The sequence below is a fragment of the Gaoshiqia hydrogeniformans genome (genome assembly GCF_049347105.1).
GTDB classification, from domain to species: Bacteria; Bacteroidota; Bacteroidia; order Bacteroidales; family Prolixibacteraceae; genus Gaoshiqia; species Gaoshiqia hydrogeniformans.
In genome coordinates, this window is sequence record NZ_CP186334.1 from 2,389,871 (window position 1) to 2,410,478 (window position 20,608).

At 47.6% G+C, this 20,608-nt stretch carries 14 protein-coding genes; 10 read left to right on the forward strand and 4 right to left on the reverse strand.

All coding sequences use genetic code 11. From position 1 onward, the window contains the following. Positions 1 to 42 precede the first annotated feature (42 nt). The 5 genes from ACOIT5_RS09535 to ACOIT5_RS09555 all read left to right on the forward strand — a co-directional run bounded on the left by ACOIT5_RS09535 (position 43) and on the right by ACOIT5_RS09555 (position 7,595). Positions 43 to 2,745 (forward strand): hypothetical protein, encoded by a 2,703-nt coding sequence (locus tag ACOIT5_RS09535; protein ID WP_423130236.1) that lies wholly within the window; start codon positions 43 to 45, stop codon positions 2,743 to 2,745. 4 nt (positions 2,746 to 2,749) lie between these two features. Then, positions 2,750 to 3,478 carry a DUF6250 domain-containing protein gene (locus tag ACOIT5_RS09540; protein ID WP_423130237.1) on the forward strand — a complete coding sequence of 243 codons (729 nt, stop codon included), beginning with the start codon at positions 2,750 to 2,752 and terminating at the stop codon, positions 3,476 to 3,478. 20 nt (positions 3,479 to 3,498) lie between these two features. Further along, a complete protein-coding gene (locus ACOIT5_RS09545; RefSeq protein ID WP_423130238.1) occupies positions 3,499 to 4,923 on the forward strand; it encodes a glycoside hydrolase family 28 protein in 1,425 nt (474 codons plus the stop codon). 61 nt (positions 4,924 to 4,984) lie between these two features. Beyond that, a complete protein-coding gene (locus tag ACOIT5_RS09550) occupies positions 4,985 to 6,394 on the forward strand; it encodes a glycoside hydrolase family 88/105 protein (RefSeq protein WP_423130239.1) in 1,410 nt (469 codons plus the stop codon). Positions 6,395 to 6,527: 133 nt separating this feature from the next. Further along, a complete protein-coding gene (locus ACOIT5_RS09555) occupies positions 6,528 to 7,595 on the forward strand; it encodes a PKD domain-containing protein (RefSeq protein ID WP_423130240.1) in 1,068 nt (355 codons plus the stop codon). A gap of 69 nt (positions 7,596 to 7,664) precedes the next feature. Here the strand turns inward: ACOIT5_RS09555 and ACOIT5_RS09560 are convergent, their stop codons facing one another. Next, entirely contained in the window at positions 7,665 to 8,546 is an 882-nt protein-coding gene (locus ACOIT5_RS09560; protein ID WP_423130241.1) for a sugar phosphate isomerase/epimerase family protein, read from the reverse strand. Between the two features lie 275 nt (positions 8,547 to 8,821). On the opposite strand from ACOIT5_RS09560, the gene ACOIT5_RS09565 reads away from it, so the two are divergent. Together ACOIT5_RS09565 and ACOIT5_RS09570 are read left to right on the forward strand one after the other, a co-directional pair. Then, entirely contained in the window at positions 8,822 to 11,293 is a 2,472-nt protein-coding gene (locus ACOIT5_RS09565) for a TonB-dependent receptor domain-containing protein (RefSeq protein ID WP_423130242.1), read from the forward strand. Positions 11,294 to 11,515: 222 nt separating this feature from the next. Next, a complete protein-coding gene (locus ACOIT5_RS09570; protein ID WP_423130243.1) occupies positions 11,516 to 12,109 on the forward strand; it encodes a carboxypeptidase-like regulatory domain-containing protein in 594 nt (197 codons plus the stop codon). Positions 12,110 to 12,219: 110 nt separating this feature from the next. Here the strand turns inward: ACOIT5_RS09570 and ACOIT5_RS09575 are convergent, their stop codons facing one another. Beyond that, entirely contained in the window at positions 12,220 to 12,753 is a 534-nt protein-coding gene (locus tag ACOIT5_RS09575; RefSeq protein WP_423130244.1) for a peroxiredoxin, read from the reverse strand. A gap of 342 nt (positions 12,754 to 13,095) precedes the next feature. On the opposite strand from ACOIT5_RS09575, the gene ACOIT5_RS09580 reads away from it, so the two are divergent. The 3 genes from ACOIT5_RS09580 to ACOIT5_RS09590 all read left to right on the forward strand — a co-directional run bounded on the left by ACOIT5_RS09580 (position 13,096) and on the right by ACOIT5_RS09590 (position 16,569). Next, entirely contained in the window at positions 13,096 to 14,589 is a 1,494-nt protein-coding gene (locus ACOIT5_RS09580) for a Gfo/Idh/MocA family oxidoreductase (RefSeq protein WP_423130245.1), read from the forward strand. Between the two features lie 128 nt (positions 14,590 to 14,717). Further along, a complete protein-coding gene (locus tag ACOIT5_RS09585) occupies positions 14,718 to 14,999 on the forward strand; it encodes a pyrimidine/purine nucleoside phosphorylase (RefSeq protein ID WP_423130246.1) in 282 nt (93 codons plus the stop codon). A gap of 82 nt (positions 15,000 to 15,081) precedes the next feature. Then, entirely contained in the window at positions 15,082 to 16,569 is a 1,488-nt protein-coding gene (locus tag ACOIT5_RS09590; protein WP_423130247.1) for a Gfo/Idh/MocA family protein, read from the forward strand. Positions 16,570 to 16,642: 73 nt separating this feature from the next. Here ACOIT5_RS09590 and ACOIT5_RS09595 read toward each other — a convergent pair whose 3' ends face one another. Both ACOIT5_RS09595 and ACOIT5_RS09600 read right to left on the reverse strand, forming a co-directional pair. After that, positions 16,643 to 17,380: a lysophospholipid acyltransferase family protein gene (locus ACOIT5_RS09595; RefSeq protein WP_423130248.1), complete on the reverse strand. Its 738-nt coding sequence runs from the start codon at positions 17,378 to 17,380 to the stop codon at positions 16,643 to 16,645. A 149-nt stretch (positions 17,381 to 17,529) separates the two neighbouring features. After that, positions 17,530 to 20,523 (reverse strand): T9SS type A sorting domain-containing protein, encoded by a 2,994-nt coding sequence (locus ACOIT5_RS09600; protein ID WP_423130249.1) that lies wholly within the window; start codon positions 20,521 to 20,523, stop codon positions 17,530 to 17,532. Positions 20,524 to 20,608 lie beyond the last annotated feature (85 nt).

Consider the following 20,608-nt stretch of genomic DNA (forward strand, 5'->3'; position numbering starts at 1 on the left):
TAGTTTCCGTGTGATTTGTCCCAATTTCTAAAAACCGATAAAATGAACAATTCATTGAGCAAACAGCCTGGTTCCGGCAGTTATTTTCTTTTGGTGCCTTTATTTTTACTGGCTCTCTGCCTGACATTTCTTCCTGGCGCATCGCAAAGTCAGCCTGTCCGGTTGAACTGGCTGGGTGATCAGGCTCCAGGTTTTTCAACGGGTGTGAGCTGGGGTGTGCCGTTTCGGCAAGGACAGGTGCAGCCCGGGCGGGAATATAGCTTGGTTACGATAACGGGCAGTACGCTTCCGTTGCAAAGCTGGCCGCTGGCTTTCTGGCCCGACGGCTCACTGAAATGGATTGGACTCAGCACCGTACTTGATGCCTCTGCTACCGGCCCCTTTCTTCTCGAAGCTGCGAAGGAGCCGCAACCACTTGAACCCGCAAAAAGTCTCTGCGTGGACGAAACAGCAACATCTTTCCGGGTGAATACCGGGGCGCTGATCTGCGAAATCCCGCGCTCGGGGAACCAGCTGATTGGCTTACTGACGGTGGAAGGTAAAACGGTTTCAACGGGAGGCGAATTAGTTTGTCTGCTGCAACAGGGGCCAACAGCAGATTACGGGCCACAACCATCAGTTGAAACGTTTACGGGCTACATTGACAGGCTTACGTTGGAGCAGGCGGGGCCGGTGCGGGCCGTCGTCAAGGTGGAAGGCTATCACCAATCGGTGTCGGGCAATCGGAGCTGGCTGCCCTTTGTCGTGCGCCTGTATTTTTATGCCGGCCTGCCAACCGTAAAAATGGTGCATACCATCATTTACGACGGCGATCAGGAACAGGACTTTATCCGCGGACTGGGCGTCAGTTTTGATGTTCCCTTGGATGAAGAACTGTATAACCGACACATTCGTTTTTCGGGTCAGGAAGGCCGGCTGTGGGACGAGCCGGTACAGCCGCTTACCGGGCGGGTTCCCTTGTCTCGTACAGACGATTTATACAAAAAACAACTCTGTGGAGAACACATCCCCGGGAGGGAATCGTTTTCTGAGAATCAACAATTCCTGCTTCACCACTGGGCTTCGTGGGCCGATTTTAAACTGAACCAATTGAATTCGGATGGTTTTACGATTCAAAAGCGGACCAACCCGGCGAGCGCCTGGATTGATGCCGGGGCCGGAACTCGTTCACAGGGGATGGTCTTTGCAGGCGATGTTTCCGGAGGGCTGGCGGTCTGCATGCGCGACTTCTGGCAATCCTACCCTTCAGCCCTGGAAATAAAAAATGCCCGAAGTGATACCGCCAAATTACTTGCCTGGATGTGGTCGCCCGATGCGCCCGCCATGGATATGCGCCATTACGACACCATTCCCTGGGGCCACAACCTGGACGCCAGCTACGAGGATGTGCAGCCGGGTTTCAGCAGCGCTACCGGCGTTGGCCGCACCACCGAGTTCGTGCTGTTTGCAAGCCCGGCCGTTCCTTCTTCGGAAACACTGACTGAAATCACCCGCCTGGCCAACCATCCGCCGCTATTGACAGTCAGCCCGGAATATCTGCATCAGGTGCCGGCTTTTGGCATTTGGAGCTTGCCCGACCGAAGCACTCCGGGGAAACAGTGGCTGGAAAACCAACTCGACAAAGCCTTCAGCTACTACCGGCTGGAAGTGGAACAACGCCGCTGGTATGGATTCTGGGACTATGGCGATGTCATGCACGCCTACGATCCCGGGCGCCATGTGTGGCGCTACGATATTGGCGGCTATGCCTGGGACAATACCGAGCTGATGCCCAACCTGTGGTTGTGGTACAGTTTTTTGCGCAGCGGCCGCGAAGACATATTCCGGATGGCCGAGGCCATGACCCGCCATACGGGGGAAGTGGACGTCTATCATCTTGGGCGTTTTGAAGGATTAGGTTCCCGTCATAACGTGCGTCACTGGGGATGCGGCTCCAAAGAAGTGCGCATTGCCCAGGCCGCTTTGAGCCGGTTCTACTATTACCTCACCACCGATGAACGGACCGGCGACCTGATGCGGGCTTCCGCTGAAGCATCGAACCGGGCGATTGGCGAGCTCGATCCCTTGCGGCTGATTCTTGAAAAAGGCGAGCATCAGACCCACGCCCGCATGGGGCCCGACTGGCTGGCCCTGGCCGGTAACTGGATGACCGAATGGGAACGAACCGGCGACAAAAAATGGCGCGACAAGATTATGGCGGGTGTAAAAAGTCTGGCTGAAATGCCTTACGGACTGTTCTCGGGTAAAGGAGCAGCCATGGGGTACGACCCGGAAAATCACCAACTATCTCAATTGCATCCTGAGGATATTGGTTTTTCCCATCTCTCGGTATTGATGGGTGGCCCCGAAGTGGCTTATGAATTGACCGAATTATTGGGCGAACCCGAATGGACCCGAATGTGGGAACAGTTTACCCGGCTTTACGGCGCCCCGGCCGATAGTGTGCATAACGAATTCGGTGTGTCCGTACAGCTTGGAAATCCGGGCCATTGGTATGCCCGCCTTCCTGCATATTATTCGAAAATGAAAAATGAACCGGTCTGGGGCAGACGAGCCTGGGATGAATTTTTGCAAACGGATACTTCCTTTGAATTGAACTTATTTGACGGGCCGCAAACCCTGGAGCCGGTTTATGAGGTGGAAAATATTTCAACCAATAACACGGCACAATGGGGGCTAAATGCCATTCAGCTACTGGAATTAATTGGAAATCAACTTCCGGATAATCATGAACGTTTTAAATAGAAAAATGAGGACAGCGATCGGGCAGATCCGAAAACTGACGGGCATGTCAGCTGTCGTTTTTAGTATGGTAGCGGCTTTCCCGGCTGCATGTAAATATCAGGAAAAGGGTTTCACCTATGAGAAAGATTCTTTAATTTTTCAGGATTGTTTTGATTCAACGCTGGATCACTGGGTAGTTGAAGTAGATTCGGCGCCGGGCGTAACAATTGAAATCAGAAACGGGAAACTGATGATTGATGTTGACCGGGGAGCTACCGTGTGGTTTAATCAAAAACTGTCAGGAAATTTACTTTTTGAGTACAAACGGAAAGTGATCATGGATGGTGGCCCGAACGACCGTCTTTCGGATATGAACCAGTTTTGGATGGCCGGCGATCCTCGGAATCCGGTTCTTTTTACACGAAAAGGTGCATTTGCCGAATATGATTCCTTACGAATGTATTACGCCGGAATAGGAGGAAATTATAATAACACTACGCGTTTCCGGAAGTACAACGGAAATGGCGGGCGGATCCTGTATCACGATTTGACCGATACGACTCGTTTGCTAAAGCCAAACCACACTTACCTGATTGAGGTGATGGTGTATAAGGGTACCACCAGGGTTTTTGTCGACAACGAAGAATTTTTCAGCTTTACCGACCCGGACCCAATTGAGAGCGGTTATTTTGGGATCCGCACCACCTGGTCACGACAAGAAATAGATGATTTTAAAGTATACCGGTTGAAGTAGAAATTTAAAAGAACAAACCAATGACGAAACGAAACTACATGGGTAAAATTTTTCGGATCCGAAAGTTCTGTGCTTGGCATCTGCTTTTGCTGCTGGTATTGCTTTTGCTGGCAACGGGATGTCAAAATACTGAAAAACAAGCTGTTTTTAATGTGATGGATTACGGTGCAAAAGGTGATAGCCAGACCTTGGATACAGAAGCGATCCAACGGGCTATTGACGCGGCATCAGCACGCGGAAACCAGGCGCGGGTGCTTGTTCCTGCGCGGCACAGGTACCTGATTGGCACCTTGGTGCTGAAAAGTGATATCGATTTTCATCTGGAAGGGGATGCCGAACTGCTTGTAAGTACCCGTGAAGAAGATTATTCGGGAGAAGCGGCTATTGTGGCCAATGGAGCAAACAGGTTAACCGTTTCGGGAACAGGACGGATTAACGGACGGGCGTTGGAATTCATGGATCATTACGAAGAAAAAAATGAATGGTGGATTCCCAAAGGATGGCGTCCCAAATTATTGATCCTGACCAGTTGTAATGAATTGGTTGTGAAAGAAATTACTGTTGAAAAAGCCCCAAGCTGGAGCCTGCACCTGTTGGGTTGCGAAAATGTATTGATTGAGCATGTCAGCATCCGAAACAACCTGGATGTACCCAATTGCGACGGAATTGATCCCGATCATTGTCGTAATGTTGAAATCAGGCATTGCCACATCATTTGCGGCGACGATGCCATCGTGGTGAAGGCAACCCGACAGGCCGAAGATTATGGACCTTCTGCCAATATTTGGGTACACGATTGTGTGCTGGAAACGCAGGATTCGGGGGTGAAGATTGGTACCGAAACCACACAGGACATTTTTAATATTGTTTTCGAACGCTGCGAGATTAAAACCAGTTGCCGGGGTCTCACCATCCAGTTGCGCGACGAAGGAAATGTAAGCAACATCACGTTTAGAGACATCACGTTCACTTCCCGCTATCATTCCGATCCGTGGTGGGGACGGGGAGAAGCCATCTCTTTTACGGCTATTCCACGCTTTCCGGAAGGTAAGATTGGTCAGATTCGAAATGTCAGGGTTGAAAATGTAACTGGTCTGGCCGAAAACAGTATCCGTATCAACGGCACCCAAGAGAGCCGCATTGAAAATGTGCAGTTCAGCGACGTACACGTCACCCTGAACCGCTGGACAGATTATCAGGGGGGACTGATGGACAACCGACCGGCCAAATCATATCCGGATATCGAATTCCGCAGTAATCCGGGCATTTATATTCGTTTTGCCGACCAGGTGAGAATAAACAACAGCTCGGTTTCGTGGGGAGATAACCTGCCCGGGTATTTTACGCATGCCCTGGAGGCGCACGATGTTACAGGTTTGGTTTTGGACGAATTTAAAGGCGAAGCTGCACATCCTGGCCGTTATCATGCAGTGTTTGTTAAGTGACCTGCGTCTGAAAGGTTCAGTATCCATGTAAAAGAGTACGAATATCATTAAATTTAAATACATGAACATGAAATTGGTAGCATTTACAAATTTTCTAAAAGTAACAATGATCACTTTTTTGGGCTTTATGGCAGCCGGAACAGTGGCCCAGGAAAAACCGGAAACCGATGTGACAACACCTTTACACATGATGCGCCCGGACTACCCCATGCCTTATGGTTTGCCCGAGGTGAAAGAAATTAAAACCGTGCTCGACCGGGTGTTTTTGTACCTGGATGAAGTGACTCCGGCTAAGGTCGTTAACCGGAAGACCAACAAAGAGATCACTGAATTGAGTCAGATTACCAAAGACGCGATGTTGCAGCAGGGAGACTTCCGCCTGACCAGCTATGAGTGGGGTGTGACTTATGCCGGTATGTTACTGGCGGGTGAAGTTACCGGCGACAAACGGTATACCGGATATGCGGGAAAAAGGCTGAAATTGCTGGCCGACCTCACCGCTTTCTATCGCGAACACCCCGACCTGGACGTGGATCGCAGTTCGCCGGTGCATTCGGTGTTGCACCCGCATGCTCTCGATGACGCCGGTGCCATGTGTGCGGCCATGATCAAAGTTGAACGCGAAAAGCAGGACGGCAACCTGCGCCCGATGATTGATAACTTCATTGATTATATTCACAACAAAGAATTTCGCTTGGAAGATGGCACACTGGCGCGTAACCGGCCTCACCGGAACACCCTTTGGCTCGACGATTTGTTTATGAGTGTGCCTGCTTTGGCACAAATGGGAAAGCTGACCGGTGATGTGCAGTATTACGACGATGCAGTAAATCAAGTGCTTCAATTTTCAAAACGGATGTTCAATTCTGAAAATGGGTTATATATGCATGGCTGGGTGCAGCAGATGGAAGTGCATCCGCAATTTCACTGGGCTCGCGCTAACGGTTGGGCGGTGATGACAATGGTTGAGTTGCTGGAGGTACTGCCTCAATCGCATCCGCGATATTCGGCCGTGCTGGAACAATTGCGTGCCCATATTGCCGGACTGGTCAAATATCAGAGCGGAACCGGTTTCTGGCATCAGTTGATTGACAGGAATGACAGTTACCTGGAAACTTCGGCTACCGCGATCTACACGTATGCGATTGCGCGGGCTATAAATAGAGGATACATCGATAAATATGCTTATGCTTCGATCGCTGTTCTGGGTTGGAATGCAGTTTCAAGCATGGTAAATGAACGCGGGCAGGTATTGGGTACCTGCGTGGGAACCGGTATGGCTTTCGATCCGGCTTTCTATTATTTTCGTCCGGTGAATCCTTATGCTGCACATGGCTACGGGCCAGTGCTGCTGGCCGGCGCCGAAATGATCAGCCTTCTGAACAATTCGTTCCCCAAAATGAATGACAGCGCCGTGATGTTTTATCCGGAAGAAATCAAAACGGACGCCCCGATCTTCGGTGTGGATTAAGCGCGAAAGTACCTTTGAGCGAATTCAGGCAGTTACGGGTTTAATTCATGCAATTACCCGGTTGCCTGGCTCCGTTCCCGGATGTACGTCAGTACAGATGTTCTATGAAATGAACCTTGTAAAATTTATACGGATGAGAATAATCCTGATCCTGATCTGCGGTCTGCTATTTCCCATCTGTCTTTGCGGACAAGAGGATCGCGGCTATCAGGTTTTCCAGTTCCCGGCCGACAGGATTCCGCGGATTGACGGTTATGCAGGCGATTGGAACATAGTTCCGCCAAACTATACTGTGGGCATGGACCAGCTTTGGGATGACAGCAAAAAACATCCGGCAGCTAGTCCCGAAAACCTGTCGGTGAGCGTTAAAGTGGGCTGGGTGAAAGGCATGAACCGGCTTTATTTTCTGTATGAAGCGTACGACGACTACTGGGACTTTTCGCGTCCTGACCTGCACAACGACACCTTCGAACTGATTGTGGACGGCGACCTTTCGGGCGGACCGTTCATCGACCGCTTTCACCCCAATAAGGAAATGGACCCGATGAGCGTCTGGTTTTCGTTTCACGGGGTACAGGCGCAAAACTACCACATCTTTACCCCGGCCGAGGGAAAAGACTGGACCCTGGTTTGGGGCAGCCAGCCCTGGATTAAGGAACTGCCGTATGCCAATGCGGCGTATCAGTACGATTTTAAGCCCGGCGAAGCCGGTAAATTAACCCTTGAGTTCTGGGTTACGCCTTTTGATTATGCCGGAAATGACCCTGCCCGGGCTGTGGAGTCGGTTTTATATGAAAACAAGAAAATTGGCTTGTGCTGGGCGGTTATTGATTATGATGATGTAGAAAAGGAGGGAAATAATGGTTTCTGGAACCTGTCCAAAGAACACACCATGTACGGAAATGCTTCTCATGGTCTGGTGTTTGAGTTGATGCCGCTTGAAAAACAGTTTCAAAAGCCGGTCGAAGCGAAATGGTCTTTTCAGGTGCTTGACGGGGATCGGCGCCTGGTGGCTTTCACCGATGAATCGTCAGGAGAGATTGATTCCTGGAAATGGGATTTTGGCGATGGAGAAACTTCAGCCGAACAACACCCGCTGCATCAATACACCGGCGCCGGTAAATATGTTGTAGTGCTTTGGGTGGAAGGTCCCGAAGGAAAATCCCGACTGTCGAAGGTGTGGGATGTGGTGGTCAAATAAAGCATGACAAGTTTAGTAAAAAGCCCGGCTCAAACGAACCGGGCTTTTTATTTTGGAGTTGTTGATTTGTTACTTGGTATATTCGGCCTGGTTCAGGAATTCGAAACTTTTTTCAACGCTGACGATGGGCTCAAAGTTGTAACGTTCCACTTCAACAATATAGGCTTTCATGCCGGCAAGTTCTGCCGCATCGAAGGCCGGTTTAAAGTCAATGGTTCCGCTGGCTCCCAGTTCTTCCACGTCTTTTACATGGTACAATTCAAAACGTCCGGGATAGTTATTGAAATAGTCAAGCGCATCTTTGCCGCCTTCCTTAATCCAGTACAAATCCAGTTCGAACATCACTTTCTCCGGATCGGTATTCTGAAGCAGGTAATCGTAAAAAATTACGCCGTCAAATTCGGTGGTAAATTCTTGTGCATGATTGTGATAACCGAAACGGATACCGGCAGCATTACATTTTTCGCCAATAACATTGTAATAATCGCAGTACATCTGAAGCGTATCCAGACTTCTGTATGAATCTCCTCCCATCGAGGGTTTGACAATCCATTCGGCGCCGGCGGCCTGATGAGCAGCAATACAGGCATCCCACCATTCCATGGCTTGTTCCCATTCGCCTTCTTTTGGCAGGTTAATGCCCGTGTGCGAACCTCTCATGCTCATGCCGTTTTCTTCGAGCAATGCTCTAAATTCAGTAGGTTTCATACCATAAAACAGGCCATCGCCATAGCCGGCAGCTTCCACATAGGTGTAGCCAATTTCGCTCAGGCGGGCAATGGTAGCGGCAGCATCAGTTTTCATGGCTTCGCGAACCGACCACAACTGGATGCCAATTTCTTTTTTAGTTTCTTTTGGAGCAGGGGCATTACACCCGACAAAGGTTGCTGATAAAACAAAAACGGCCAAAATAAACAGGATGGCCCGTGATGAAATCTTTACATTCTTCATTTTTGGAAGTTTTAATAGATATGAGTTGTTAAAAATTAGTTGTAGACCAGGAACAAAGATAATTATTCTGACAAATAAAATTTATCTGCTTTTCGTCTCGGGGACAAAAAGTATGGCTTATGGCCATGAAATCAGGAATTTATTGACGAATCCCTTTGTTTCCGCAGCTTTTACGTTTACAAACATTAACAGATTTTTCGCATTGCTCGATTAAACTAACTTGTTATCCGTATGTCAGAGAACATATAAAATCATAAAAGCTGGATGAATTTAAGATGAAAAGAACAAGAAATTTATTCGTGATGCTATTGATCATGGCAGGAATGAACGTTCTGGCTCAAACAGGGCCAAGAGTTGGGGAATCGGGAGATCTTCCGGCCAGTTTCAGCATCAGGGGAAAGGTGATTGATACCGAATCGAATCAGGCGATGGAATACGCCAATATCTCCATTTTTAACAGTTCAGACTCAAGCCTGGTAACCGGAGGGATCACCGATTTGAATGGCGAATTCCGAATCGGGAGCCTGCCGGCAGGGACATTTTATGTCGAAGCAAATTTTATCGGGTTCAACAAAACACGGATCAATAATGTCAGGATCAACCCGGCAAACCGGCAAATCGATCTGGGAACAATCAGGCTCGAAGCCTCAACCCAGGAAATCGGGGCTGTTGAAGTGGTCGCCGAAAGGGCCCGGATTGAGTATAAGGTAGATAAAAAAGTCATCAACGTGGCCCAGGATATCAATGCAGCCGGGGGAACAGCCGTGGACGTGCTGGAAAATACCCCCTCGGTACAGGTCGATATTGAAGGGAATGTTACCCTGCGCGGTTCGTCCAACTTTACGGTTTTTATCGACGGACGTCCGAGCGCGCTGAGCGGAAGCGACGCCTTACAGCAAATTCCGGCCTCAGCGCTCGAAACCATCGAAATTATCACCAACCCGTCTGCCAAGTACGATCCTGACGGAATGGCCGGAATCATTAACCTGGTGATGAAAAAGAATATCCTTTCGGGCTTTAACGGGATCGTGAATGCCTCGATCGGCACAGGCGACAAGCAGCGCCTTGACCTGACGGTAAACCACAAAACCAAAAAACGGAACTTCTCGTTCGGATTCGATACCAATAACAATACCTACTCGGGCGAAAATGCGTCGACACGCGAAACTACCACGGGCGATGTGACCGAGCTTTTAGACATGAATGGCGAGCGGAGTTTCACGCGGAAAGGTTTCGGGTTGAAAACCGGGCTCGACTTGTACCTGACCGATAAAACCACCCTGGGGTTCCAGCTTCACGGCGGACAATTCAACTTCAATTCAAACAGCGAGGGACTCAACCACCTTTCAACAATGCCTGCATCAGACGAAAAATACACCCTTGCCGCCGAAAGGGCTATCCGGGAGAATAACTTCATCAACGGAAACATCAACTTCACCCATAAATACAACGAACAGGGAACGCACAAACTGGAAGGGATGTTTTATTACCGCAACCGGAAAGGCGACGACAGCGAATTCCAGTCGGAAGCTATTGCCGATATGAATTTTAACCCGACCGATATTTACGATCTTCAGATAAGAACCACGGAAGACGAAAAATCAAACGATTACCGGTTCCAACTCGATTATACCCGGCCGGTAGGCGCGGGCGGCAAACTCGAAGCCGGCTTGCAAAGCCGGATTGACCGCGAAACCGAAGACTATCTGTTCGAAGATTTTGACCCGGAAACACAAAGCTGGATCAATAACCCCGACTTTACCAGTTCGATGGACTTTAAACGCGACATCCATTCAGCCTATTCCACCTTCTCGGGTAAACTGGCCCGGGTAGAATACATGCTCGGGATCCGCGGCGAATACACCAACCGTGAGATTGATCATGCCAAGGTAGAGGAAGCTTATACCCTCGACCGTTTTGATTTTTTTCCGTCGCTGCACCTGTCGTACCAACTCTTCGACCAAAGCCAGCTGATGGGAAGTTACAGCCGCCGGATTAACCGCCCGGGCGGACGCGACCTGGATCCGTTTCCCAGCTACATGAACCAGTATACCATCCGGGTGGGAAATCCCGGCCTCGAACCCGAATATACCGACTCGTACGATCTCGGATTCATGAAACGTTTTGGCAAATCATTCGTTTCGCTCGAAGGTTTTTACCGGCAAACCAATAACCTGATTACCCGGCTCACCGAACTGGGCGACGACGGTATTTTATACCTGACGCCGGATAACCTGAATAAAGACCACTCGCTGGGAGGCGAAATCATGGGAAACCTGAACCTGACCGACTGGTTTCTGCTGAATACCAGCTTTTCGGTTTACCGCTATAAGCTCGAAGGAACCGTTCAGGGCGAATCGGTTAACCGGGAGAGCACCAACTACAATGGCCGCTTAAACGGTACGATCAGGTTTACGCCCGAAAGCCGGATGCAAGTCATGGGAATGTACCGCGGGCCGTCGGTTTCGGCCCAGGGCGACACCAAAGGCATGTTTTTTTCCAATATTTCGTACCGGCACGATTTGTTTAAGAAAAAGTTGTCGGCAACACTCAGTTTGCAGGATGCTTTTGGAACAGCCCGGAACGAAGGCACGTCGAGCGGATCCAACTTTAAGTCAACCTACCGGTTTAAACGCGAGCCGAGGGTATTCATGTTAACCCTCAGTTACAAAATCAACAACTATAAAATGGATCGGTCCGGACAATCGGATGTCAATGAGATTAATTTCGACGATAACGGGTTTTAAACAGAATAAGGTTTATTCACATGAAGGGGAGTCTGAATTCGGGCTCCTCTTTTTTTTTCAGTTCAGCAAACATCTTGCAGGTGAGCATACAAGGGGAACGGACTTTTAAGTTTTATTAACGGTGTTTTCCATCGATCGGCAAATTTTTCGTTTATTTTTGTTCCGGCACATGTTGCAACATGGCTATACTCAGGTAAATGAATAGCATAAACCAATATGATCATGAAACCGAAAACTGAAAACAAAAAACACAACCGGAAGAAGTTCTTGGTGGTGACCTTGCTGACCCTGCTGGTGATTTTGCCGAACAAAGAATCCGGGGCAGAAACCGGCAGACAGGACGATAAAAAGCTCATTACGGGGCAGGTGTCGGACAAGGATACCGGTAAACCGCTACCCGGTGTGGCCATCCTGGTTAAGGACCAAACTGCCGGAACAATCTCAGGTCCGGATGGGAACTACCAACTGGAGATTGCAGACAAGGAATCGACCCTGGTATACTCTTTTCCCGGTTACGAAAAGCAGGAAGTTGCGGTAAGCGACCAATCAACAATCGATATTGAACTTAAAAAAGCGGACGGGGTACCGCATATCCTGATCGAAAAGGAAAACGAAAAATCAGGAGAAGTTCAGATAAGGAGTTCTGATGGTGAGCGAAAACCGATTTACATTGTCGATGAAAAAGAAGTAAAATCAATCGATCATATTCTTCCCGAATCAATTGAATCGATCACCATATTAAAAGACGAGTCTGCTGTTGAGTTATATGGCGAAAGGGCAAAGGACGGTGTAATCCTGATTAAAACCAAGCGGTGATCACTGCCACCGGGCACTGCCACTTTCTCTTTTCGGCAGAATGGCCTGAAAAATTAAAGCCGTCCCAATACAAAACTTGAGACGGCTTCGTTTAATCTTTCTGATAAAGCTTATGATAATGTTGCCTGACCCGGAGACCAGTCACAGGGAGTCAGCTTGCCGGTTTTTAAAGCTTCCAAAACACGTAACACCTCAGGGACATTACGCCCGATGGCCAGGTCGTTTACCGAAACCCAACGGATGACCCCTTCGGGATCGACAATAAAAGTGGCGCGGTAAGCGATTTTCTCTTCCGCTTCCAAAATACCCAGTTCTTCAGCCAGTGATTTTGATGTATCTGCCAGCATCGGGAATCTCAGTTGTTTTAAACCGGCATGGGCGTTGCGCCAGGCCAGGTGAACAAACTCCGAGTCGGTTGAAGCGCCGATCAGGTTGGCTTCCAGCTTGGCAAACTCGTCGTAGTGCTCGTTGAACCCGGTAATTTCGGTGGGACAAACAAAAGTGAAATCCTTCGGCCACCAAAAAATCACATTCCACTTTCCAAGGGTCTTCTCTTTGGTCAGAGTGTCAAATTCTTTTCCGGCTTCTACCGATACCACAGCAGTCTTTTTAAATTCGGGGAACTTATCTCCAATTGTCTTCATTGTAAATCATTTAAACGTTAGAATTTCTGATTGTTTTTTTTGAATCAACAAGCTTATTTTGATTCAATAAGATTTGCAGGCAAAGATAACATCGGCCCTCATGCCCGTCAAATTGATTATTTTTATTCGGAATAGACAGAAACTATTACAACAGACAGAAAATTTGGTATGTAAAAGAGATTTAAGACGAGGCATTTATAAAAACATTTCAGCCTTTTGTCGGGGGAATGACTGAAAACAGTTTGGCATATCGGACGGATAATTCTATCTTTATGTGGTTTTTGAAAGATGTTAAACAATCTGTCATCAACAGAATACCTAAATCAATTTTTTTTTTAAACTATGAAGAATAAGTCAAATGAGACAAGTCAGGTTTCCAGAAGGTCATTTTTGGGAACCACAGCAGCTGCGGCTGCCGGGATTACCATCCTTCCGAGCCATGTAATTGCCGGGCTTGGCCACAAAGCCCCGAGTGACAAACTAAACATTGTTGGTGTTGGTGTTGGCGGGATGGGTTTTGCCAACCTGAAAAATCTGGAATCACAGAACATCATTGGTCTTTGTGATGTCGACTGGAAATATGCCAAACGTGTGTTCGACTATTTCCCGAAAGCCGAGAAATTTAAAGACTGGCGTGAAATGTATGATAAACTGGGCAAATCGATCGACGGTGTCGTCATTGCAACAGCCGACCATACCCATGCCATTACCGCCGCTCATGCCATCACGATGGGCAAACACGTTTACCTGCAAAAACCATTGACGCATTCGGTATACGAATCACGCTTACTGACCAAGCTGGCTGCCAAATACAAAGTAGCCACTTCGATGGGTAACCAGGGTTCATCGGGCGAAGGCGTTAACCTGACGACTGAATGGATTGCCAATGGCGAAATTGGCGAAATTACCAAAGTAGAAGCATTCACCGACCGTCCGATCTGGCCGCAAGGCTTAAATACCCCTGAAGTAGGGCATTGGGTTCCTGAAACACTGGATTGGGATTTGTTTATCGGTCCGGCAAAAATGCGTCCGTTCAACGAAGTATATCACCCTTGGAACTGGCGCGGCTGGTGGGATTACGGTACAGGCGCCCTGGGCGATATGGCCTGCCACATTCTGCACCCGGTATTCGTTGGGCTTGAGTTAGGTTATCCGACCAAAGCTCAGGGAAATTCAACCTTATTGTTGCAGGATTGCGCTCCTACGGCCCAGTCGGTTAAACTGACCTTCCCGCAGCGGACACCGAAAAAGAAAATGAAAATTAAACTTCCTGAGGTTGAAGTTTACTGGTATGACGGCGGAATCAAACAAATGCTTCCCGAAGGGTGGCCTGCCGGTAAAAATCCAAATGATGCCGGTGGTGGCGTAATTTTCCACGGAACAAAGGATAAACTGATCTGCGGTTGCTATGGTGTCAATCCCTGGCTGCTGTCGGGCCGTAAACCCAGTGCTCCGAAATTCCGTCGCCGCGTTGAAACCAGCCACGAAATGGACTGGGCACGGGCATGTAAAGAAAGCGCCGAAAACCGCGTTCCAACTGCATCAGACTTCAGCGAAGCCGGACCATTCAACGAAATGGTGGTGATGGGCGTACTCGCTGTACGTTTGCAAGGCCTGAACAAAGAGCTGGAGTGGAATGGTGAAAAAATGGAATTCACGAACCTGAAAGATGACGAAACCATCAGAACTGTGATTAAAGACGGTTTCAAAATCCACGACGGACACCCGACATTCGACAAAACCTGGACCGATCCGGTTCCGGCCAAAGAATTTGCGGCAGAACTGATCAAGCACACTTACCGTGCACCGTGGAGCCTGCCCGATATGCCGGCTTAATCTTGAATTTGTTAAACATCAATATAAAACGGGACCGGATTTTTTCTTGTCCCGTTTTTTCTTGTTGACGCACCAACACCGCATAATTCCGTTATTTTTGTTTTTTGAGAAATCCTAAAAAACGTTTTATGTTGAAAGTGAATGAATATTTCGGGGGAACGGTAAAATCGATTGCCCTTGAAAATGCAGAAGGAGTTGCCACTGTTGGCGTGATGGAAAGCGGCGAATACGAATTTGGCACATCAACCATTGAACTGATGACCGTGACCAGCGGTCTGCTCGATGTGTTACTTCCCGGCGAAACCGACTGGAAAACCTTTGGTAAAGGCGAAACCTTCCGGCTTGAAAAAGACGTCCGCTTCAAAGTAAAAGCAAACGGACAGGTCGCTTACTATTGTTTATACCTGTAAGAAATAGCCGGTTTATTCTGTCCGTTTTTTAAAAATCAGCATTTCTTATTAAATTGTCAGGCGTTTTTCCTAAAACAACCCTATGAAACCGGAACAGCCAACACCCAGTCGCAGAAAGTTTATTCAAGCCACCGCCGGTGTGGTGGCGGGAATAACCATCCTTCCCAGCCATGTAATTGCCGGATTGGGACATCGCCCGCCAAGCGACAAGCTGAACATTGCCGGTATTGGCGTTGGAGGTATGGGTTACCGTAACCTGAAAAACATGGATACCGAAAACATCGTGGCCCTGTGCGATGTCGACGAAGCCTATGCCGGACGAAACTCATTCCGGGAGTGGCCGCTGGCGGTTCAGTACAAAGACTTTCGCGAACTTTTCGATAAGCAAAAAAACATTGACGCGGTGATGATTGCCACACCCGACCATACCCATGCGTTACCGGCTTTGATAGCGATGCGGAAAGGCATTCATGTGTACCTGCAAAAGCCGCTGACCCATACGGTTTACGAGTCGCGGGTGCTGGCCGAAACCGCCCGGCGCTACGGTGTGGCGACCCAAATGGGCAACCAGGGCAATTCGGGCGAAGGGATCCGGCAGATTTGCGAATGGATCTGGGCCGGGAAGATTGGCGAGATTACCCGGGTTGATGCCTGGACAAACCGCCCCATTTGGCCCCAGGGGCTGGAACGTCCGAAAAGAGAGATGCGTATTCCGAGGACACTCGACTGGGACCTGTTTATCGGGCCGGCAAAATACCGTCCGTACAACGAAATTTATACGCCCTGGAACTGGCGCGGGTGGTGGGATTTCGGCACCGGGGCTTTAGGCGATATGGCCTGCCATATTCTCGACCCGGTTTTTAAGGCGCTGAAACTGGAACATCCCGCTTCGGTGCAGGCAAGCTCGACCCCGGTAAATACCGAATCGGCCCCCAATGCCGAAATGGTGGTGTACGAGTTTCCGGCACGCGATAACCTGCCCAAAGTGGCCATGCCGCCGGTTACGGTGAATTGGTACGACGGCGGACTGATGCCTGTCAGGCCCGATGAGCTGCTGCCCGGCGAACAAATGGGCGATGCCGACGGGGGCTGCATTTTTTATGGTACAAAAGGAAAGATCATGTGCGGCACCTATGCGAAAAATCCAAGCCTGCTGCCAACCAAGGAAATGGCTCATTTTGAGCAGCCTGCCAAATCCATCCGGCGTATTGCCAATGCTATGGAAGGCGGGCATGAGCAGGATTGGATCAGGGCCTGTAAAGAAACCCCGCAAAACCGGGTGGAGGCATCTTCCGGCTTTAGTTATGCCGGGCCATTAAACGAGATGGTGGTGATGGGTGTACTGGCGGTGCGCCTGCAAAGTCTGCAACGTAAATTAACCTGGGATGGTCCCAACATGCGGTTCACCAATATCAGCAGTACTGATCAGCTAAAAGTGCTGACAAAAGATGATTTTGTTGTGGTGAATGGCGATCCGCGTTTCAATAAAACCTACGCGACCTTGCCGGCCCAACAAATGGCCGAAGAATGGATCCGCCACAACTACCGGCAGGGCTGGGAACAGATTTAGCTGGAAGGTTAGAATATTAGAATGTTAGAATATTAGAAGGTCGGGGTTAGCATGAAATTGTTGAAAAAGGAGGCTATTTCTGACCGAGATGCTGTTTGATTTTTTCTTCGATTTCTTCGGTTAACTCTTTGACATCGCGCCCCGCGGGATCAATAGCCGGCAAAACGGTATAGGTTAACCGGGCGCCGAAACGGAGCGGGTAGTATCCTTTTTCCATCAGTTGGCTGTTGCCGTCAATCACAAATGGAACGATTAAAGCCGATGGGGCCGAGCGCAAAAGCGAAGCAATTCCGGCATGTTGAAAACTTTTCACTTTTCCGGTTTTACTGCGCGTTCCTTCCGGGAAAATGCTGGCCGAATAAGCTTCCTGCTCGATATGTTTCCCTAACCGGGATATTTCAACAATCGATTGTCGCCCGTTTTTCCGGTCGATCAGGGCAGAACCGCCGTGCCGTAAATTATACGAGATACTCGGAATCCCTTTCCCCAGTTCCTTTTTTGAAACAAATTTGGGATGATGTTTCCGAAACCCCCACACAATGGGCGGAATATCGAAGGTGCTTTGGTGATTGGAAACAATCAGGAGGGGGAGGCCTTGCGGGAGTTGGTCAAATCCGCGAAAACGGATGCGCGCCCCGATGACCACCAGGCTGTAAAGCAAAAGAAAATTTAAGATGTCAACCGATTTTTTCCGGAGTTGGTACCCGCCCACCAAACGGCAAACCACCTGGACGGGATGAAACACCAACAGGAACAAACCGAACAAAAACAAATAAACCGGGGTCAACAGGTAAGCCAATATGCTCTTCATGCCTTTCGTATTAAAATTAAACGCAAAAGAACAAAAAAATAAGGGAAACGCAGGCTTTGGGGTATGGATGAATATGAATCTGCAGAACTTTTATTTTTCAAATTTAAGCGGGATTTACATAGAACAAAACTTTATTTGTGTTTCTGTCTTTATTTCTTTACGATGAGCTTCCCGGTCAATGTTTCGCTGTTGTAGCTGACGCAGACAATATAAACGCCTTCTTTCCAGCCCGAAGTGTTTAAGTTGTATGCATGGTTTTTCAGTTTCGTTTTTTTCAGTTTCAGCATTTGGCTTTGGTCGTAAACTTCCAGATCCCATTCGGTATTCATGTCGGGGCTTTCTGCTGATGCGGTTTCAATGGATACGGTGGTTTCGCCGGTGGAGGGGTTGGGTGATAAAAGCAAGAAAGGACATCCAATTACACGTACCACATTTGAACTTGTTTTAGGTACACCGCAGGCTGTTACGGTACATGAAATATACCCGATAGCGGGATCAGTCCCTGAAACTGTACATTCTGGGCGATCACTGTTACTGATAGAAAGTACATCAGAATCCCAACAAAAAGATTCACCACTTTCCGCACTGAGTTGATCCACATGAAAGTTTAAACTATACCCGCATTTAACCGTTGAATTTCCATAGATAGTTGGGGATGGGAGTTCGCTTGCATAAACAGTTTTTAACTCAGAAAATACATTGGTGCCACCACCACTTAACTCTGCCTGTACCCATCCATTACCAGAACCTGTAGCTATTAAAACGACATAATCTTCGCCACTGGAAGTCTTGGTCATATTGCTACTTGTGTTCCACGACAAATCAACCCCGGATGGAAAATTGGTTATTGAGAATGTTGTTCCACTATTACATACAACATTGGGCCCATTAATAGCACATTCATTGAATTTGTATACATTGCTTTGGGTTATTGTTGTCTGATCTTGCCCTAATTCCAGTTGTAGCCATTGGGTGCTATAAGAGTTAAAATTCGTATGTGGTGTATTTACTGATGGCTCTGTGTAAAAGTTGTCAAACATAGAATTTTTCAAGTCGGTTACAGGCGTGTATCCTTTCAGTAGGTTTTGAGTTCCTTGAATGTCTAATGAGCTTACTTCGGGAACAAAGCAGAAATTTCCTGACGGTAGAGTCAATGACATACAAGAAGGGAGCTCATTCGGATTAAAAGTTTCTGTAAAATCTCCTGCGAAATCATCAAAAGACATATATCCTCCCATTCCGCTATCCCACGGGAACCCATTTCCAGCGTAATTAACTTCGGTGCTGGTTAAGGTGCTGTAGACATTGATTAGCCACAGAATTTTCTTCTTTATTTTTATTTCACCATCGTAAACTTTTAGAGAACCGATGTTGGGTAGTGCTTTGATATTGCAATTAGCTTTTAGTCCATAATTTCCTGGAATAAAAGATGTCAGGGCAAGGAGAGGCATGTCCCAAAGTTGCTTTACATAGGGTGTAAGAACAAGTAGTACTGGCCCCAATAAGGTGCTCCATCCACCTAGATTACAATTGACTTGCAAATCGAAGATTGCTCCTCCTGGTGCAAATTGCCATGAATTTGAAGCTGCACCGGATCCGTTGCTTAACGCAATATTTCGACAGAGTTTGGGCATACCAAGTTGATTGTACTCTGTCATAAACGAATCGTGAATGGAGTTATCAATGTATATATTTTCGCCAAAACCACTCAATTGCTGTTTTAGCATCTGTCGACTGGCAGGCTGCTGTAAAAGAGCAAGTAGTCTGGCATATTCAGGAAAAGAAGTTCCAATATCCCATATTTTATTAAAATTTCCGGCAAACCCGATTTCTAGTTTCAGGTCGGTCATGTGCCTAACCATTGCCTGTAACCCAAGGGGGACGTTGGCGCCCTGATGAGGAGAGTCAGCAGATATAAAGAGACGCGTGTTGTGAGACTCTGATCTGTTTTCCATATCAGCCAAAGCATATCTTCCAACTAAGCCGCCCATACTAATGCCCATCACCACATTGGGTTCTGAGCCTGTTTTCAACTGATTAACTGTTTTGATTACCGCTTCAGCAAAATAGGCATTTCGTTGGATATAGTCAGTGCCGTTGTCATAGTCCACATAGACAATATCATAACCATTCGAAGTCAGATATGCTTGGAAGTTTTCAGGGAGGTACCCCATTTCTGAAAAGTTTACCAAAAGGTGTTCCCATGTAACATTCTTTTTAGGGTTATCAGGTTCAATAATCTTCCAGGTGTCATATCCTTCAAAAACGATTAATGGCTTATCCAGGATCGTAGCGGTCCCGCTATAAATAATGGTTACTGTTCCCGTAGCTTTTTGCCCGTTATACGAGCGGACCAACGATGGGTCAATCGGGATAACCTGAGTTGTTGATGACTTTGACGTAGCAGTAGTTATTGTAACATTTATCGTAAAATGGCTGTACAAAATTGTCCCGTCAGAAAAAGAGAATTTTACTTTCACTTCTTTATATCCATCCGTTCCGTAACTGAACGAGAACTCGTTTCCCCAGTTGACCTGTTTATATCCTGAACCATCACCTCCGTCAACATAAATGCTGGTTACATTGCTCGTTGAATTGGTAAAAAAGGTAGCTTGCTGTAATTTCATTTTTACCTGACCGCTCATCGCATCTATTTCAGATTCAACAGGTGCAGCAGCAAAGGCGATCTGGTTGATATACGGCGATTGTACTCTACCCGGGGTATCGAAGATTTGGTCGTTATTAATATACATCAAATTATTTGTAATCGCATCCGGCGAAATTCTGTGATACTTATAAAACAGAACCGGTATTAGCACAGCACTACTTGATGAGTTTGATTCTATCAGTTGATTGACTGATTCTAAGGAAGTAAGATTCCCTGATGAATTCACCTGCGATGACCAAATATCCGTATAGAGTGATTTCCAGAGGTGTAGCGCCTGCATATTGTCATCAACCAATGTTCCGTCAAATAAGGTGTCAGCAACGAGTCCCAGCCCATAGTCATAAAGCAGACCTGAAGGAACCTGGGAAAGGTCAACATTTGCAAAAATCTGGCTCATTTGGTCTTTAAAGTCCGTATTTTGGCCATTTACATTAAGATAGATTAATGCAATAAGTGTTAAAATAATTTTTTTCATTGGGTTATTTTTAGGTTAGTATTTTGGGCGTCAACAATATTTAACTATAAGTTAAACGTTAATGATTTGTGTTTTTCCTGTAATT

Coding starts and splice junctions, on each gene's coding strand:
- ACOIT5_RS09535 (WP_423130236.1), top strand. CDS start 43: ATGAACAATTCATTGAGCAAACAGCCTGGTTCCGGCAGTTATTTTCTT.
- ACOIT5_RS09540 (WP_423130237.1), top strand. CDS start 2,750: ATGAGGACAGCGATCGGGCAGATCCGAAAACTGACGGGCATGTCAGCT.
- ACOIT5_RS09545 (WP_423130238.1), top strand. CDS start 3,499: ATGACGAAACGAAACTACATGGGTAAAATTTTTCGGATCCGAAAGTTC.
- ACOIT5_RS09550 (WP_423130239.1), top strand. CDS start 4,985: ATGAACATGAAATTGGTAGCATTTACAAATTTTCTAAAAGTAACAATG.
- ACOIT5_RS09555 (WP_423130240.1), top strand. CDS start 6,528: ATGAGAATAATCCTGATCCTGATCTGCGGTCTGCTATTTCCCATCTGT.
- ACOIT5_RS09560 (WP_423130241.1), bottom strand. CDS start 8,546: ATGAAGAATGTAAAGATTTCATCACGGGCCATCCTGTTTATTTTGGCC.
- ACOIT5_RS09565 (WP_423130242.1), top strand. CDS start 8,822: ATGAAAAGAACAAGAAATTTATTCGTGATGCTATTGATCATGGCAGGA.
- ACOIT5_RS09570 (WP_423130243.1), top strand. CDS start 11,516: ATGAAACCGAAAACTGAAAACAAAAAACACAACCGGAAGAAGTTCTTG.
- ACOIT5_RS09575 (WP_423130244.1), bottom strand. CDS start 12,753: ATGAAGACAATTGGAGATAAGTTCCCCGAATTTAAAAAGACTGCTGTG.
- ACOIT5_RS09580 (WP_423130245.1), top strand. CDS start 13,096: ATGAAGAATAAGTCAAATGAGACAAGTCAGGTTTCCAGAAGGTCATTT.
- ACOIT5_RS09585 (WP_423130246.1), top strand. CDS start 14,718: ATGTTGAAAGTGAATGAATATTTCGGGGGAACGGTAAAATCGATTGCC.
- ACOIT5_RS09590 (WP_423130247.1), top strand. CDS start 15,082: ATGAAACCGGAACAGCCAACACCCAGTCGCAGAAAGTTTATTCAAGCC.
- ACOIT5_RS09595 (WP_423130248.1), bottom strand. CDS start 17,380: ATGAAGAGCATATTGGCTTACCTGTTGACCCCGGTTTATTTGTTTTTG.
- ACOIT5_RS09600 (WP_423130249.1), bottom strand. CDS start 20,523: ATGAAAAAAATTATTTTAACACTTATTGCATTAATCTATCTTAATGTA.